The 16,655-nt window shown below is 43.1% G+C and carries 15 protein-coding genes; 8 read left to right on the top strand and 7 right to left on the bottom strand.

Annotation, left to right across the window (positions count from 1 at the left end; translation table 11 throughout):
• Positions 1–8: 8 nt before the first annotated feature.
• On the bottom strand, positions 9–2,084 hold the full coding sequence (gene dinG, locus UF05_RS01515; RefSeq protein ID WP_025630841.1) for an ATP-dependent DNA helicase DinG: 2,076 nt from the start codon (positions 2,082–2,084) through the stop codon (positions 9–11).
• Between the two features lie 515 nt (positions 2,085–2,599).
• On the opposite strand from dinG, the gene UF05_RS01510 reads away from it, so the two are divergent.
• Positions 2,600–3,625 carry a porin gene (locus tag UF05_RS01510; RefSeq protein ID WP_021449333.1) on the top strand — a complete coding sequence of 342 codons (1,026 nt, stop codon included), beginning with the start codon at positions 2,600–2,602 and terminating at the stop codon, positions 3,623–3,625.
• A gap of 76 nt (positions 3,626–3,701) precedes the next feature.
• Positions 3,702–4,379: a DUF2057 family protein gene (locus tag UF05_RS01505; protein WP_024702777.1), complete on the top strand. Its 678-nt coding sequence runs from the start codon at positions 3,702–3,704 to the stop codon at positions 4,377–4,379.
• Positions 4,380–4,491: 112 nt separating this feature from the next.
• Here UF05_RS01505 and UF05_RS01500 read toward each other — a convergent pair whose 3' ends face one another.
• Positions 4,492–5,190 carry a pseudouridine synthase gene (locus UF05_RS01500; protein ID WP_045546164.1) on the bottom strand — a complete coding sequence of 233 codons (699 nt, stop codon included), beginning with the start codon at positions 5,188–5,190 and terminating at the stop codon, positions 4,492–4,494.
• A 311-nt stretch (positions 5,191–5,501) separates the two neighbouring features.
• Here UF05_RS01500 and UF05_RS01495 point away from each other — a divergent pair, with 311 nt between their 5' ends.
• Positions 5,502–7,727 carry an NADP-dependent isocitrate dehydrogenase gene (locus UF05_RS01495; RefSeq protein ID WP_025630842.1) on the top strand — a complete coding sequence of 742 codons (2,226 nt, stop codon included), beginning with the start codon at positions 5,502–5,504 and terminating at the stop codon, positions 7,725–7,727.
• A 130-nt stretch (positions 7,728–7,857) separates the two neighbouring features.
• On the opposite strand, the gene cspD is transcribed toward UF05_RS01495, so the two are convergent.
• Positions 7,858–8,076, bottom strand: a complete 219-nt coding sequence (gene cspD / locus UF05_RS01490) for a cold shock domain-containing protein CspD (protein ID WP_005456215.1) — start codon at positions 8,074–8,076, stop codon at positions 7,858–7,860.
• A 699-nt stretch (positions 8,077–8,775) separates the two neighbouring features.
• Between cspD and clpS the strand changes: the two genes are divergently transcribed.
• The 3 genes from clpS to UF05_RS01475 all read left to right on the top strand — a co-directional run bounded on the left by clpS (position 8,776) and on the right by UF05_RS01475 (position 12,587).
• Positions 8,776–9,096 (top strand): ATP-dependent Clp protease adapter ClpS, encoded by a 321-nt coding sequence (gene clpS / locus UF05_RS01485; protein WP_005456259.1) that lies wholly within the window; start codon positions 8,776–8,778, stop codon positions 9,094–9,096.
• 47 nt (positions 9,097–9,143) lie between these two features.
• Complete coding sequence (gene clpA, locus UF05_RS01480) at positions 9,144–11,414, top strand: ATP-dependent Clp protease ATP-binding subunit ClpA (protein WP_005495889.1); 2,271 nt, start codon at positions 9,144–9,146, stop codon at positions 11,412–11,414.
• A gap of 132 nt (positions 11,415–11,546) precedes the next feature.
• On the top strand, positions 11,547–12,587 hold the full coding sequence (locus UF05_RS01475) for a serine hydrolase domain-containing protein (protein WP_045546163.1): 1,041 nt from the start codon (positions 11,547–11,549) through the stop codon (positions 12,585–12,587).
• Positions 12,588–12,655: 68 nt separating this feature from the next.
• On the opposite strand, the gene infA is transcribed toward UF05_RS01475, so the two are convergent.
• From infA to aat, 3 genes are all read right to left on the bottom strand, one after another.
• Positions 12,656–12,874: a translation initiation factor IF-1 gene (gene infA / locus UF05_RS01470; protein ID WP_001040192.1), complete on the bottom strand. Its 219-nt coding sequence runs from the start codon at positions 12,872–12,874 to the stop codon at positions 12,656–12,658.
• An 81-nt stretch (positions 12,875–12,955) separates the two neighbouring features.
• Positions 12,956–13,657, bottom strand: coding sequence for an arginyltransferase (locus UF05_RS01465; protein ID WP_025794752.1), 702 nt, complete (start codon positions 13,655–13,657; stop codon positions 12,956–12,958).
• The gene (gene aat, locus UF05_RS01460; protein ID WP_020840333.1) at positions 13,654–14,364 is read right to left on the bottom strand and encodes a leucyl/phenylalanyl-tRNA--protein transferase; all 711 of its coding nucleotides are present in this window, start codon (positions 14,362–14,364) and stop codon (positions 13,654–13,656) included. The genes UF05_RS01465 and aat overlap by 4 nt, the downstream gene beginning before the upstream one ends.
• 39 nt (positions 14,365–14,403) lie before the next feature.
• Between aat and UF05_RS01455 the strand changes: the two genes are divergently transcribed.
• Together UF05_RS01455 and aroA are read left to right on the top strand one after the other, a co-directional pair.
• The gene (locus UF05_RS01455; protein WP_025794754.1) at positions 14,404–14,880 is read left to right on the top strand and encodes a glycine zipper 2TM domain-containing protein; all 477 of its coding nucleotides are present in this window, start codon (positions 14,404–14,406) and stop codon (positions 14,878–14,880) included.
• A gap of 161 nt (positions 14,881–15,041) precedes the next feature.
• The gene (aroA, locus tag UF05_RS01450; RefSeq protein WP_020840335.1) at positions 15,042–16,322 is read left to right on the top strand and encodes a 3-phosphoshikimate 1-carboxyvinyltransferase; all 1,281 of its coding nucleotides are present in this window, start codon (positions 15,042–15,044) and stop codon (positions 16,320–16,322) included.
• Between the two features lie 57 nt (positions 16,323–16,379).
• Here the strand turns inward: aroA and UF05_RS01445 are convergent, their stop codons facing one another.
• Positions 16,380–16,628: a YciN family protein gene (locus UF05_RS01445; RefSeq protein WP_005478953.1), complete on the bottom strand. Its 249-nt coding sequence runs from the start codon at positions 16,626–16,628 to the stop codon at positions 16,380–16,382.
• Between the last annotated feature and the right edge of the window lie 27 nt (positions 16,629–16,655).

Here is a 16,655-nt window from a genome sequence, read left to right as displayed (position 1 = left end):
TTATTCTTCTAATATTCTATTTTTCGTTTAAATGGCGGCAGTGAGTCGATAAGTGCTTGCCCGTAGCGTTTGGTTACGAGGCGTCGATCCAGAATGGTCACTCTACCAGAATCTCGTTCTTTACGCAGTAGGCGGCCCACGCTCTGGATCAGCTTTTTGCTCGCATCAGGTACAGTGATTTGCATAAACGGGTTGCCGCCTTTCTTTTCTATGTATTCTGAATGCGCTTGTTCTACTGGAGAGGTAGGAACACCAAATGGAATTTTGGTGATCACTAAGTTTTCCAGTAACTCTCCTGGCAAATCGAGTCCTTCCGAAAAGCTTCCTGTACCAAAGAGAACGCTGGTTTTGTTTGTTTCTACAAGCTTTTTATGTTTTTTTAGAATTTCTTGACGAGAACTTTCGCCTTGTACTTGCAAAGCCCAGCCTCGTTTTATGAACTCTGAAGACAGCGCTTCTGCGACTTGGTTCATCTGCCAGTAAGAAGAGAATAATACCAAGTTGGCCTTTTTGTCTTCTAAGTACTTAGGCAAGATCTCAATAAGATATTCAGTAAACTGAGGTGCCGATGGTTCGTACTTCATTGCAGGTATGAGTAACTCAGCTTGGTTTTGATAATCAAAAGGCGAAGCGAGTGCCAAAAACTGAGTCCCAGATTCTGGCTTTCCATCAATGCCTACTTGATGGCAAAAATAGTGGAAAGAGTTCAACGCTCGCATTGTTGCTGAAACTAATACGGCACCAATACAACGACTCCAAATCTGTTGGTCTAGCTGCCATCCAATCTCAAGAGGGGAGACACTCACAACAAAATCGCCTTCACGATCTGGGTGAGTTTCTATCCATCTCGCTAAAGGCGCTCCTTTTTCTCGTGTTGGCTCTGCCATTAAATGCCAAACTTGGGCGAGGTTCTCTAGTCGTTGAATATAGAAACCTAGTTCAGCGAGCGCAGGCTCGGCCAATCTTGCCGCGAGTTCGCCATCTTTGACTCTTTCTGCGATAAGATCGGCGATTTTCGCGACGCTTTGGTTTACTTTCTTACTGAACTGCTTTAGCTCTTTAGATTGGTTTTCTAGCCAAGTAGGCAGTTCGCCATGTTCAAAGCGGTAGATGCCTTCTTCAAACTGAGCTGGGTCGAACTGTTTAGTCAATTGAGTGAGCGCAGGTATTAAGTTTTGCACGGAGTCTTGCAAGTCATTGCGGAAACGAGCGACACGTTTCTCATCAGCCAGTGATGAAAATTTACTGATTGACTGATTCAGCTTCTCTAGCCACGCTGCTGCGCCTTTTAAACTCGCGGATGCTGAAGCGTGATCACGGGCGACGTGAGGCAGGTGGTGAGCTTCGTCAAAGACATAAATCGTATTTTCTGGCTCTGGTAAGATTACGCCACCACCTAAGTCAGCATCAGCCATAACGAGAGAGTGATTCGCGATGATCACGTCATTTTTATCTAACTCAGAACGCGCCTTTTGAAACGGGCACCCTCTGTGACCTGGCAAACTGTTATTGCAGCTGTGCTTGTCACTGACAATCAATTGCCAGATGCGGTCGTCTATAGGTTTAGGCCAAGCGTCGCGGTCACCATCCCATTTCCCTTGAGCGAGTGAGCGATACATGGTTTCCAGTAATTCAATGTCTTTTTTCTTTGGCTTGGTCTCAAACATCGCTAGTTGACCGCCATCCACACCACTGGCTGTTGCGAGCTTTTCTGCGCAGCAGTAGCGTTGCCTACCTTTGGCAAGAATGAAAGAGAATTCTCGGTCTGTAATACGACGGAATAGAGGAAGGTCTTTATTCACTAGCTGTTCTTGAAGCGCGACGGTTGCCGTTGAGATAACGACTTTGCGGTTGTTATGCACGGCAACTGGTATAGCGGCCATCAAATAAGAAAGTGATTTACCGATCCCTGTGCCTGCTTCTGCTACCAGTATTCGATTGGACTTATGATATTGACCACAAAGCGTCTTTGCGATTTCAGCGACAAGATAGTTTTGAGCTCGTCTTGGTACAAAGTTATCGAGTTGGGCTTGTAGGTTTTGATAGCTATTGCGAATCGATTTTTGAATGTTACTGGTCAGCATACGGGCCTCAAATGCGTTGGAGCCGAATAGTAGCACACATCACTAGTTGTACAGTAGTTCACAAAACGGAATGCTTTTGTAAGGAATCTAGATCTTCTTCACAAAAAAATATTGAACTCCATATCAATGCAAATAATTTCATTATATGAAAAATATAAAACTTCAAAAATGCAGATTTACCAGGTTTTAATTCTGTATTTTGTGTTCTAAAGTCTGTTTTTTAGGTTGAAATTTTGGTTATTAATAGGGTGATAAATTGAGGAAAATCAAGCCGATAGTTTAGATGTTCATCGAATAAATTAAATAAATAGAATCAAGTGGTTGTTTTTATTGGTTATTTTTATTTTTTGATATTTATATTTAGAAAATTTGACAGGCAGAATAATCTTTTGCAATCTAGTGCCCAGATTTTGTAGGTCATGCATTGTTACGAATCGATAACAAGTGGCCTCAAAAATATAAAAAAGGGAATTCGGAAAGGATATCCCAAACTAAGAAAAGGCAGTGGATTAATTATGAAAAAGACTCTATTAGCACTAGCTGTAGTTGCGTCTGCAACTTCAGTTAACGCAGCGGAAGTATTCAAATCTGAAGAAGGTTCTGTAGATTTCTACGGTCAACTACGTCCAACTCTTCTATTCCTAGACAGCACAGACCACACTGCAGAGCTAAACACTAGCTCTTCACGTATGGGTGTAAACGGTGTTTACGTTGTAAACGATAGCCTTAAAGTTCTAGGTGAAGTTGAAATCGGTGTTGCACTTGGTGACAACTACGGTGCAGGCGCAGATTCAAGCGAGCGTACAGATGACACTGTATTCGTTCGTCGTCACATCTTCGGTTTCGACATGGGCGATATGGGTACACTTCGTTTCGGTAAAGAAGGTACTTTCGCGGATGACGTTTACGGTGCTGATTACTCTTACTTCTTTGGTGGCTCTGCTCTTCTTTACGGACACGAGTGGAACAACGACTCTCAAATCAAATACTCTTTCGAAAACGATGCATTCTGGCTAAAAGCTGGTTACGCGCTAGGTGAGAAAGACAAGAACGAAGAAGTTCGTGAAGTATTCGTAGGTAAGTCTTTCGGTGAACTATCTGTTCACGCTGGTGTACTTTCTTCTGTAAATAAGATTGCAGTTAAGAATGTTGCGCACAACACTGAAAACCTATCTTTTGAAGTAACTGGTGAATACGCACTTGGTGAGCACACTCTAGGCGCGACTTACTACTACAACGAAAACGAAGATAAAAACGCTAACTCAACTGTTGATTCTCACGGTATCTCTCTAGCGGGTATGTTCGCTGTAGCACCTAAGACAACTCTATACTCTGGTTACGAACTAGTAATGTCTTCTTCTGATGTTGCTGGCACTGTTGACGCAGACGACTCTCGTTTCTACGCTGGTGTTGAATACAAGTTCTCTAAATGGGCTCGCGTATTCGCTGAAGGTGCATACGTATTTGAAGAAACTAAGCTAGACAACTCTAAAGTTGACAGCAAAACTGACTTCGGTGTTGGTGCACGTTTCTACTGGTAATCAAAACCCAGTCTGATATTGTAAGACCCAGCTTTATGCTGGGTCTTTTACTATGAAGATAAGGATGAGAAATTCTATGCAGTTATCATTTAAAGTGGCGATGGCTCTGTCTATTTTTGCCAGCTCAAACCTATATGCTGCAACAACTCTGGTGGTTCCTGAAGATGTTAAACTTCTGGCTGTCAACATGGAAAAACCTAAGTTGGAAGGTGGGATCTTTTCTGATGAAAAGACAATAGAAATACCTGATGGGACGAATCAGATTGTCTTCAAATATCAACCTGAATTTGAAATTGGCGACGATATTAAAAGTGTATATAGCGATGTGATTATTGCTAAGTTTGATGTTAATAATGAAAAGCTTAAGTTCCAGCTTCCTCAATTTAATACGTATCGCCAAGCTCAAACGAGCATTTCTCCATTAGAGTGGCAACTGTTGGACTCTAAAGGCCAGACAATCGATTTAGTAGAAGATACTCTCGAATCGGAGGGTGTTCAAATAGGTCGAAACTATCCACAAGAAGCTCGCAGTTATAATATTGCTGGTGGTGTCGCTAGTGTTGCAGTTACTTATGTTACTGTGAATCAGCATCAACAAGTTGTAACGGGTATTGAGCCTGCTTCAAAAACCGTAGAAAGCACTCAAGGTTCTGGGCAACAAGATACGCAAATGGTCGACTTGCTAAAAACTATGTATCTAAAAGCTTCTCCGACCGATCAAGAAGCATTCAAGCTCTGGATCTCACAGCAATAATTCATCAACAATAATTGTTATTAGTGACGATAAAAATATAAAAAGCAGGCAATGGCCTGCTTTTATGTTTTTTGATGTTGACTACTTTAAGGAATGTGCTGTTTTAAGATGGCTAGAGCTGAATCTCTTTCCATTGGCCAGGCTGCAAGTCTCCAAGGGTAATGTCGCCCATTGAATAGCGTACTAAGCGTAAAGTTGGGAAGCCGATATGAGCGGTCATGCGTCTTACTTGGCGGTTTCTACCTTCAACGATAGTGATTGCTAGCCATATCGTTGGAATATTTGCACGAAAACGAACTGGTGGGTTTCTCTCCCAAATCGTCGGAGCATCAATGACTTCTACTTTTGCGGGTAAGGTCATACCATCTTTTAATTCAACGCCTTTACGCAACTTCTCTAAATCTTGCTCTTGTGGCGCTCCATCCACCTGTACCCAATACGTTTTCGGCGACTTTGATTTCGGCTGAGTCAGCTTCGCTTGTAGGATACCATCATTGGTTAACACCATTAGGCCTTCACTGTCTCTATCTAGTCGACCTGCTGCGTATACGTCTTTTACTGGAATGTAGTCAGCCAATGTTTTACGGCCGTCACCATCGGTAAATTGGCTCAGCGTATCGTAAGGCTTATTGAAAATAATGACTTTTCTATTTTGCAGGTCGACTCGAGGTTTATTGGCTTTGGCTGTGCGAGTAGGGTGGCGTCTTGTGGTTTGATCCTCTACACGGTTTGGTTTACCGGAACGTTTAAAATGGCCTGTTTTAGATTGGCTGGTACGACGCCCTTTTTCATGACCTGTGCGAGATGACATGTTAACTACCCTACAAAAATGTAAATGAACTGTGTTTGAAAGTTTTAAGTTTTCTTAAGATCGGCTATCATTTGCGCGCCTAAAACTAACAAATGCGCACAGAATAATAGACTATTTCGTGTTATTTGTTTAATTATATCAGTGCACTCATGGATTCAGAGCCAAGAGCTTCAAACTACAAGAAAGAGTGCAAACCGCATGTGGCGTTAGCGAGGAGATACACACTACTAACGTGTAGCAATGCGTCAATTACACCAACTCAGACGCTGAGTTGATCAGCCAACAAGTTGATTCAAAAATAGGGAAATTTCATGCCTACAGAAAAACCTACCATTATCTACACCATCACTGATGAAGCACCGGCGCTAGCAACTTATTCATTACTACCAATCATCCAATCGTTTACTGCATCGTCTGGCATCAACGTAGATACTCGTGATATTTCACTAGCGGGTCGAATTATCGCTAACTTCCCAGAGCACTTAAAAGAAGAGCAACGCATTGGCGACGCGTTAACTGAGCTGGGCGAACTCGCACAAACACCAGAAGCAAATATCATCAAGTTGCCAAACATTTCGGCTTCTATTCCTCAGCTAAAAGCCGCAATCAAAGAGCTTCAAGCTAAAGGTTACGACCTGCCAAACTACCCAGAAGAGCCAAGTACTTACGAAGAAAAAGCGATTAAATCGGCTTACGATAAGATTAAGGGCAGTGCGGTAAACCCAGTACTTCGTGAAGGTAACTCTGACCGTCGTGCGCCACTTTCTGTTAAGAACTATGCAAAGAAAAACCCACACTCAATGGGCGCATGGTCATCAGACTCTAAATCCCATGTATCAAGCATGGCGGGTGACGATTTCTTTGGTAGCGAGAAATCAACAACCATTTCTGGCGCAACAGAAGTAAAAATCGAGTTTGTTGGCGCAGATGGCTCTGTAAAAGAGCTAAAATCTGCTTTCCCACTGTTAGACAAAGAAGTTATTGATAGCTCTGTACTGAAGAAAAAAGCATTGGTTGAGTTCTTCGAAAAAGAAATTGCAGATGCAAAAGAGCAAGACGTACTGCTTTCTCTACACATGAAAGCGACGATGATGAAGGTTTCTGACCCGGTTATCTTCGGTCACGCTGTAAAAGTGTACTACAAAGACGTTTTTGCTAAATACGGTAAGTTATTCGAAGAGCTTGGCGTTGATGTAAATAATGGTCTTGGTGATGTTTACTCGAAAATCGAGTCACTACCAGCAGCACAAAAAGAAGAGATTGAAGCGGCAATTCAGGCGGTTTACCAAACTCAGCCTGAACTTGCGATGGTTGATTCGGATCGTGGCATCACGAACCTGCATGTCCCAAGCGACATCATTGTCGATGCATCTATGCCAGCAATGTTGCGTTCTTCTGGCCAAATGTGGGGTCCTGACGGCAAGCAAAAAGATACTAAAGCGATGATTCCAGATCGCTGCTATGCAGGTATCTACCAAGCAGTTATCGATTTCTGTAAAGAGCACGGCGCATTTGACCCGACAACAATGGGCAGCGTACCAAACGTGGGTTTGATGGCTCAAAAAGCAGAAGAGTACGGTTCTCACGATAAGACGTTTATCCTAGATGCAGCAGGTACAGTACGTGTTGTTGATGCTTCTGGCGCAGCGCTGCTTGAACAGGCGGTAGAAGAGGGTGACATCTTCCGTATGTGTCAGGTAAAAGACGCGCCAATTCAAGATTGGGTGAAACTTGCAGTAACTCGCGCACGTGCGACAGGCGTTCCAGCTGTATTTTGGCTAGATGAAAACCGCGCACACGATGCAGAGCTTATTAAAAAGGTCAATGCATACCTGCCAGATCACGATACGACAGGCCTAGAAATTAAGATTCTTGCTCCAGTAGAAGCATGTAAATACTCATTAGAGCGAATGAAAGCTGGTTTAGATACTATTTCTGTAACGGGTAACGTACTTCGTGACTACCTAACAGACTTGTTCCCAATTTTGGAACTGGGTACATCCGCTAAAATGCTCTCAATCGTTCCGTTGATGAACGGCGGTGGCTTGTTTGAAACCGGTGCTGGTGGTTCTGCTCCAAAACACGTTCAACAAGTTGAGAAAGAAAACCACCTTCGTTGGGATTCTCTAGGCGAGTTCTTAGCATTAGCTGCTTCTCTAGAGCATTTAAGCTCAGTAACTGGCAATGCTAAAGCGCAAGTTCTAGCCGATACACTAGACAAAGCAACGGGTGAATTCCTAGACAAAAATAAATCGCCATCACGTAAAGTAGGTGAGTTGGATAACCGTGGTAGTCACTTCTACTTAGCACTGTACTGGGCGAAAGCATTGGCAGAGCAAACTGTGGATGCAGACTTAGCCACTGAATTTGCACCTATTGCAAAATCTCTTGCTGAGCAAGAAGAGAAGATTGTTGCAGAACTTAATAGTGCTCAAGGCGTGAAAGGTGAGCTAGGTGGTTACTACTTACTAGACGATGCTTTAGTTTCTAAATTGATGCGTCCAAGCGAAACGTTTAACGCAATCATCGACAAGTAATCTGCGGATGACACGTCGTGAGCGGCGTGTTTTTCAGATAATAAGAAACCCGCTTAATTGGCGGGTTTATTTTTCTCTTCACAAAGGTTTAAGCTATGTGAGAGCAATGGTTTCTACGACAGCACTCAATTTACTTGGCTTGGGCTTCAATTGGCACAACGCTACTTGCGTGGCAACCCTTTGGACCTTTTTCAATCTCGTAAGAGACTTGTTGGCCTGCTTTCAGTGTACGATAACCGTCCATTTGGATAGTTGAGTAGTGGGCAAAGATGTCTCCTTCCTCTTCGTCTGAACAGATAAACCCAAATCCTTTGGCATTGTTAAACCACTTTACTGTACCTGTAGCCATGCTTATACATCCCTCATGCATTTTTTACTGATGTTGTTACAACAACCAAGTTATACCTTTAACTTGGTACTACTGTTAGCAACCGCTAACAAACGTCTCATTGATACAGAATCACATTCACCAAGTTGCTTAAACTCAAACTGATCCAGAATGAGGATTTATGCATCAATACTTTCCACTGTAGTCAATGAATCCATACAGTCAATAGTGTCGAGCAACAAACGGAAACATAATTGAAAACAAATCACTTTTGAGATTAACAATTTTGCAAACTGTTTTTTGGACGTACGCCGAAGTTTAGATATTTAGACCAAAAAGCGACGGGTTACGAAAAATCCATACTGTTGGTGTTGCTTATGATAGTGAAATCATCGGATTGAATAAAAAATGAAGTTTTCGTGATAAATAACCTTTTCTCAGTGAGGAAGTGTGATCTAACACAGAAATTAGCGTTGGTTAGATTCTGTTCGTTAGTGAGAAAAGAGAGTTATTTTTGAGTAAAAGTTCAGGGCTTATCGATAACCATCTTTTATTTGCGCGCCCGCGAGACGTGGATTAGTCTCTATATTAGGTAGCAACTTTTATCTATCAAAGTTCTAAATCGGTGCCACATCTCACTACACCGCACAGCATGCTTGTGGTAGATTGTTTTTATAGGTCGAAAACATCAACCCTTTGATACGATATCTTTAAATTGCCATGAGTAAAAATTTTGAATGGGTCACTCCGGACTCTGATCTTCTGGAGCGAGAAAGTACAAAAGTTCAGCCACCTAAGCTGTATAACGTTGTACTCAATAATGATGACTATACACCTATGGATTTCGTCATAGAGGTACTTGAGCGATTCTTTTCACATGATATTGATAAAGCAACACAAATCATGCTCAAAGTGCACTATGAAGGAAAGGCAGTCTGTGGAACTTACAGCGCAGAAATTGCCGAAACAAAAGTAGCGCAAGTTACGATGTACGCAAGGGAAAATGAACATCCGCTACTTTGTACTATGGAGCAAGCGTAGAAGAAGACTTGCTCGAACAACCCAAGTTGTTTTTTCGGGAGGTACTTATGCTAAATAAAGAACTAGAGTCAAGCCTTAACGGTGCATTTGCTCGTGCAAGAGACAAACGTCACGAGTTTATGACTGTCGAACACCTCCTACTTGCATTGTTGGAAAACGATGCAGCTAAGGAAGCCCTTTTAGCCTGCAAAGCAGACCTCGATGCTTTGCGCAATGAGCTCGATATATTCATCGATCAAACTACGCCGCTTATCCCTGAAAGTGATGAGACGCGCGAAACCCAGCCGACTTTGAGTTTTCAACGTGTATTGCAACGCGCGGTTTTCCATGTTCAGTCGTCTGGTCGCAACGAAGTAACGGGTGCTAATGTATTGGTCGCAATCTTTAGCGAACAAGAGTCGCACGCCGCTTATTTATTGAAGAAAAACGATATTTCTCGCTTAGATATTGTCAACTTTATCTCCCACGGTATTACGAAAGCTTCTGGCGCCGGAGAAGATCCATCTTCTTCAGATTCGTTTAGCTCGGATAGTGTCGAAGAGACAGGTTCCGATGAGCGTTTAGAAAGCTTTGCAACAAACCTCAACCAAGTGGCGAAGGCCGGTAATATTGATCCATTAATTGGCCGTGACAAAGAGCTAGAACGTACGATCCAAGTTCTATGTCGTCGTCGTAAGAACAACCCATTGCTCGTTGGTGAAGCCGGTGTGGGTAAAACGGCAATTGCAGAAGGCCTAGCTTGGAGAATTGTAGAAGGCCAAGTGCCTGAGGTGATTCAAAATAGCGTTATCTACTCACTTGATATCGGTTCGCTGCTAGCAGGCACTAAGTATCGTGGTGATTTCGAGAAACGTTTCAAATCGATTTTGAAGCAGCTTGAAAAAGAAGAAGATGCCATCCTGTTCATTGATGAGATCCATACTATTATCGGTGCTGGTGCAGCGTCTGGTGGCCAAGTCGATGCGGCAAACTTGATTAAACCTCTACTAAGTAGCGGTAAGTTGCGCTGTATTGGTTCAACTACCTACCAAGAGTACAGCAATATTTTCGAGAAAGAGCGTGCGCTATCTCGTCGCTTCCAAAAAATCGACGTTGTAGAACCATCTCTGGACGATACAACCAAGATCCTGATGGGCTTGAAACCAAAGTACGAAGCTCACCACGAAGTGCGTTACACCAACAAAGCACTGCGTGCAGCCGTAGAGCTGTCTGCGAAGTACATCAACGAACGTCATCTACCTGACAAAGCGATTGACGTTATTGATGAAGCCGGTGCTCGTAGTCGATTAGCTCCAGCAAGTCGTCGTAAGAAGACGGTTGGCGTGGCTGATATTGAAGCCATGGTTGCAAAAATGGCTCGAATTCCAGAGAAGTCGGTGTCTTCATCTGACAAAGACATCTTGAAGAATCTTGATGGCAAAATGAAGATGCTAGTCTTTGGTCAAGACAACGCTATTGATGCGCTTTCGGAGGCTATCAAACTGTCTCGTGCTGGTTTGGGTGTAGATAACAAGCCTGTGGGTTCGTTCTTGTTTGCAGGGCCTACTGGTGTGGGTAAAACCGAGGTAACTGTTCAGCTATCGAAACTGCTTGGTATTGAACTGCTTCGTTTTGATATGTCTGAGTATGGTGAGCGTCACTCTGTGAGCCGCTTAATTGGTGCTCCTCCAGGTTATGTTGGTTATGATCAAGGTGGCTTGTTAACCGATGCCGTTATTAAGCATCCTCATTCCGTTGTTTTGTTGGATGAGATTGAGAAAGCGCACCCAGATATCTTTAACTTGTTACTGCAAGTGATGGATAACGGTACGCTGACGGACAACAATGGTCGCAAGGCCGACTTCCGTAACGTGATCCTTGTGATGACCACTAACGCGGGTGTGGCAGAAACTGAGAAGAAATCGATCGGTTTAATCCAACAAGATCATAGTCACGATGCCATGGCAGAAATTAAGAAGGTGTTCACTCCGGAGTTCCGTAACCGTCTTGATAATATCATATGGTTTAATAGCCTAGATGAAAGTGTTATCCATCAAGTGGTCGATAAGTTTATTGTCGAGCTTCAAGTCCAGTTGGATGCTCGCGGAGTATCCATGGAAGTATCGCAAGATGCTCGCCATTGGTTAGCACATAAAGGTTATGACAAAGCGATGGGGGCACGTCCAATGGGCCGTGTAATCCAAGAGCAATTGAAGAAACCATTGGCAAATGAACTGTTGTTCGGATCACTTGTTGATGGTGGTACGGTGAAAGTGTCGTTAGTAAATGATGCGCTTGAATTTGAATATTTGAGCGAGAAAGAAGCAGCAATGCACTAACGTTTGTCGTTAATTTCAAATCAAAAGCGTGCGATTGGTCGCACGCTTTTTTATATCTGTCTAGCACGAAGACTCATCTCTTTATTTCTGCTTTATTCATGGTTGTGCATATTGAGAAATAAAGAGGGAAGCATGAAAACTTTCATCATAGCGTGGTTGCTTATCCTACTCGTAGGGTGTGATAAACACGCTGTAGTTGTTGAGGCGAGTAAGCCAGAGTTTGATCCTATCATTCAGCGAGTAGAACAAGGACAAGCAGCAAACCTGCATAGCTTACTAGTGTGGCAAAATAGCCAGTTGACGTTGGAACTGTATCGTCAAGGTGGTGGGCTTGATGGTAATCGTCAAACACCAAATGTGCCTGTCGGGCAAGAGGTTGTGCATAACGTGCATTCTGTCACGAAATCCTTTGTCGCTACGCTGATTTTCATCGCTATTGATGAAGGCAAAATCGAAGGGTTAGATACGCCAATATTTGATTTCTTTCCAGAGTATACCGAGCCAGATAGAAAGGCGAAGCTAGCGATAACATTACGAGATGTTCTAAATATGTCCACAGGCTACGCATTGGATGAATTGTCCGTACCATATGGACAAGGCAACATTTTTTCTCGTCATTACAATGCGAAGGACTTAAAACAGCAGTTTCTTTCCACTCAATTAGCTTTTGATCCAGGAACAAAGTTCGCGTACAGCGGTCTTTCTACAGTTGGTCTTTCTAAAGTGATTGAAAAAGTATATGGGCAATCATTTACGAAAGTAATGAAAGAGAAGATTTTTTCCCCTTTAGATATTGAAGAGTATCAGTGGCTGCCAAACATCGGCAGTGGCGAAGCAGGAGCAGACTGGGGCTTACGTCTAACATCCCGAGATATGGGTAAGTTTGGCTTGATGTGGCTTAACAAAGGACAATACAACGGAACGCAAATTGTTGGTAAAGAATGGTTGAATGAACTCAGAAAGAGTAAGTACTATTCGTATGAGATGGGGTATGGGTTACATTTTTGGCAGGTTTCTAACGTTGAGAATGGCGTTGCGGCTGTTGGGATAGGAGAGCAGTACATTGTTGCCATTCCGAACAAAAATGCAGTGATTGTCACGACTGCTGGGAACTACGAAACAAGATCTCGACCAGTGTTAACTCTGATCCAGCAATTGTCATCGTTACTTTAATTTAATGTTTACAAATAAAAAACGGAGCAAAAATGCTCCGTTTTTTATTTGCATCCGAAAATCAAAGATTAACGAGCGCGGAAGACGATGCGGCCTTTTGATAGGTCGTATGGAGTCATCTCTACAGTTACTTTGTCACCCGTTAGGATACGGATGTAGTTCTTGCGCATCTTGCCAGAGATGTGAGCAGTCACAACGTGACCGTTTTCAAGTTCAACACGGAACATAGTGTTTGGTAGAGTGTCAAGGACAGTACCTTGCATCTCGATTACGTCTTCTTTAGCCATTTAATCCTCTTTAGAAATTAGGCAATATTAGCGAGCGTTATTGTGCCGCTAAATAGGAATTATGTAAAGTTGGGGCGTATTCTACCCTTGCCAACGCTGATTTACTAGCCTTTGGTGGCGTTGAAAACGCGTTTTGTAGTTCATTGCTGGACATTCATCAATCTGATAACCCAAATATAGCCACTGCTCGTTATTTTGTTGGCAGTAGTTCACTTGGTACAGCACCGCTAGTGTACCGAGTGAAAGTGGGTAGTCTGGATCAAAAAACGTATAAAACGCGCTAGAACATTGTGCCATCACATCAGTCACCGCTACACCAAGTAGTTGATTTGATTCATCATAGATATGCAAGAACAACGTTGTCAGCCAAGTCGTTTGTGCAAAACGTGAGAACTCATCTCGCTTTGGAGGGTACATGGTACCGTTTTTGTGTCGCTTGCAAATGTAACGGCTGTAGAGCTCAAACCACTCGGCATCCATCTCCGTTTTCATCTCCCAACGCAGATTTTTGGCTTTACTGAGCAGTCGTTTTTGACTTCTAGATAGTACGAAATCAGGTATCGATACGCGAATAGGCTGGCAAGCATGGCAACGCTCGCAATGTGGTTTGTATATTGTATCTCCGCTGCGACGAAAGCCATTAGCCATCAATAGTTGATAGTTTTGTTCAGTATGTAATTCAGCGTCCAATGCCACCGCAACACGCTCTTGTCGATCCGGTAAATAGCTACAAGGATGGTTGTTGGTTAACCCAATTCGAATGTGTTGTAGATCTGTGCTCATGATTCTGAATCCTGCAAAACTTGGGGCGTAAAGGTGTCAGAAGCCGTTTGCTTTTCTCTTAAAGATAGTAGCTTTTGTATGAACTCGTCTCGGTCAAGTTCAAATGCGCCGAGAGATGCCAAGTGCGGGTTCATTACCTGACAATCTATTAATTGACCATGCTTTGACGCCAAATGCGTGCACAAATACCACAATGCGATTTTTGATGCGTTGTCTTTCAAACTGAACATGGACTCACCACAAAAAAGTTGACCCACGCTAATGCCGTATAAACCGCCAACAAGCGTGTTGTCATGCCATACTTCTACTGAGTGGCAATGCCCTAGGTTGGATAGCTGAATATAAGCGGCTTGCATTTCTTCATTCAGCCATGTTTCATCTGCTGGCCGGGTAGACGAGCAAAGTTGAATGACGCGCTCAGTCGCTTGATTTATAGTGACTTTATATTGATGCTTGCGCTGAAACTTTTTAAGACTTTTTGATGGCTTAAACGTTAAAGGATCAAACACCGCACGTGGCGAAGGACTCCACCATAAAATGGGTTCTCCTGGACCATACCAAGGGAAAATACCTTGGTAGTAGCCACTCAAAATTCTATGTGGATCTAAGTCTCCGCCAAAAGCCAACAGACCATTGGGATCTGACAGAGCTTCGTAAGGGGATGGGAAGTTGAACGTTGAATCGAGTTCAGTTAAATAGATTGCCATAGAAAAGTACTGACCAATATCGAACCAAAGGAACTTGTGATGACTCGAGTTAGAAAATTTTTGAAAGTATGTCTTTGGATCATACTGTTTTTACCCCTTTTCGCCAATGCAGCGTACCAAAGGAATGTCGCAAAACCAGTGAATGAAGTGGTGTACGGGAAGATAGATTCAGTGCGTTACATCACTCAACAAGAAGTTGTGCAATCCAAAAGCAACGGTTGGAAAACCCTATTAGGGGCAACCATTGGTGGTTTAGTTGGCAACCAGTTTGGCGGTGGCACGGGTAAAGAGGTAGCAACGGCGGTCGGCGCACTGGCTGGCGCTGCGGTTGCGCAAAACCAAAGTAATTATCAATACACAGTTGAATATAAGTTGGTTGAACTGCTAATTAAAGTTAAAGGCGACAAGCTGATCAACGTTATTCAGGATGTTGATAAGAATATGCTGTTTAGCCAAGGGGATGAAGTTCGTATCTTATATTTCGATGATGGAGTGCGCGTAGATTTAGCGTACTGAAAGGGTATTTTAGCGTCAATTTTATCGTTGACTAATTATTCAGAAATTAGCGCAGATTTGCTCTGGTTTTGTGCTGGTTTTTTCGTTAGTCTGAATCCACGAAGAATTGTTTAGCTCTCACAACGGCGTGAATTGAGAGCACAAAGGATTATCAACTTTTAATGGAAAGCCTAACGTTACAACCGATCAATAAAATTCAAGGGGAAGTGAACCTTCCTGGTTCCAAAAGTGTTTCTAATCGAGCACTTTTACTCGCTGCACTAGCAGAGGGGACGACTCGTCTCACCAACCTTCTCGATAGTGACGACATTCGTCACATGCTAAACGCACTCACTAAACTAGGCGTGAAGTACACATTATCTGCAGATAAAACAGAATGTGTGGTTGAAGGCCTTGGTCGTCCGTTCTCAGTATCAGAACCTGTCGAGCTCTTTCTGGGCAATGCGGGCACAGCCATGCGACCTTTAGCAGCCGCACTTTGTGTTGGCCAAGGTGAATATGTGCTTACTGGCGAGCCTCGTATGAAAGAACGACCAATTGGTCATCTTGTGACTGCATTGCAAGAGGCGGGAGCAGATATTGAATATCTGGAAAACACAAACTACCCACCACTAAAGATTGTCGGTACTGGTCTGAAAGCAGGCACAGTGTCGATTGATGGCTCTATTTCTAGTCAGTTTCTCACGGCTTTTTTGATGTCTGCACCACTTGCCGAAGGCGAAGTGCGTATTAAGATTGAAGGTGATTTGGTATCAAAGCCTTACATTGATATTACGCTGCATATCATGAAGCAGTTCGGTGTTGAAGTGATCAACAACGACTATCAAGAGTTTGTGATTCCAGCTGGTCAGCACTATGTTGCGCCTGGTGATTTTCTTGTGGAAGGGGATGCTTCGTCGGCCTCTTACTTTTTAGCGGCGGCTGCAATCAAAGGCGGTGAAGTCAAAGTAACTGGCATCGGTAAAAATAGCATCCAAGGTGATATTCAATTTGCTGATGCGCTAGAAAAAATGGGCGCAGAGATTGAATGGGGCGATGATTACGTTATTTCCCGCGTCGGTAAGCTTAAGGGCATCGATATGGATTACAACCATATTCCAGATGCAGCTATGACCATCGCGACGACGGCTTTGTTTGCTGAAGGTACCACGGCAATTCGCAATGTTTATAACTGGCGTGTAAAAGAAACCGATCGTTTGTCTGCAATGGCAACAGAGCTTCGTAAAGTTGGTGCGGAAGTGGAGGAAGGTGAGGATTACATCATCGTTAAACCAGTACCTCACCTTAAACATGCGGCGATTGATACCTACGATGATCATCGTATGGCAATGTGCTTTTCTCTGGTGGCGTTAAGCGATACACCAGTGACGATTAATGACCCGAAATGTACGTCCAAAACATTCCCGGATTATTTCGACAAGCTTAAAGCGTTGAGCTGCTAGATCTCTAACTGAAAAGCCAGAGCGATGATGCTCTGGCTTTTTTGTCTTAATTTGCTGTTATTTAATCAGCGTAAATTCTTTAGAAAGGTGATGGGCTAAGTATTTGAACATATTGAATACTGCCGTAGTATTTGCGGTTGGTAAGCCTTTGTCATCAAGGAAGTACTCACCTTTAAATACCAAAACCCCGTCTTTTTCTTCTACGCTTGTCGCTCGCATTCCATTGATGTAATCATCGTGCTCTTGGATGATTTGGTTTGCGATTAAAAGAAGGTCGAATTCTTCAATAAACTTTCTATCAGACATAACGTTCTCATCATTCATTACAAATTA

This window comes from Vibrio sp. S457-15, from assembly GCF_000960545.1.
In the GTDB taxonomy this organism is placed as follows: Bacteria; Pseudomonadota; Gammaproteobacteria; order Enterobacterales; family Vibrionaceae; genus Vibrio; species Vibrio parahaemolyticus.
This window is presented reverse-complemented; position numbering and strand designations above follow the sequence as displayed.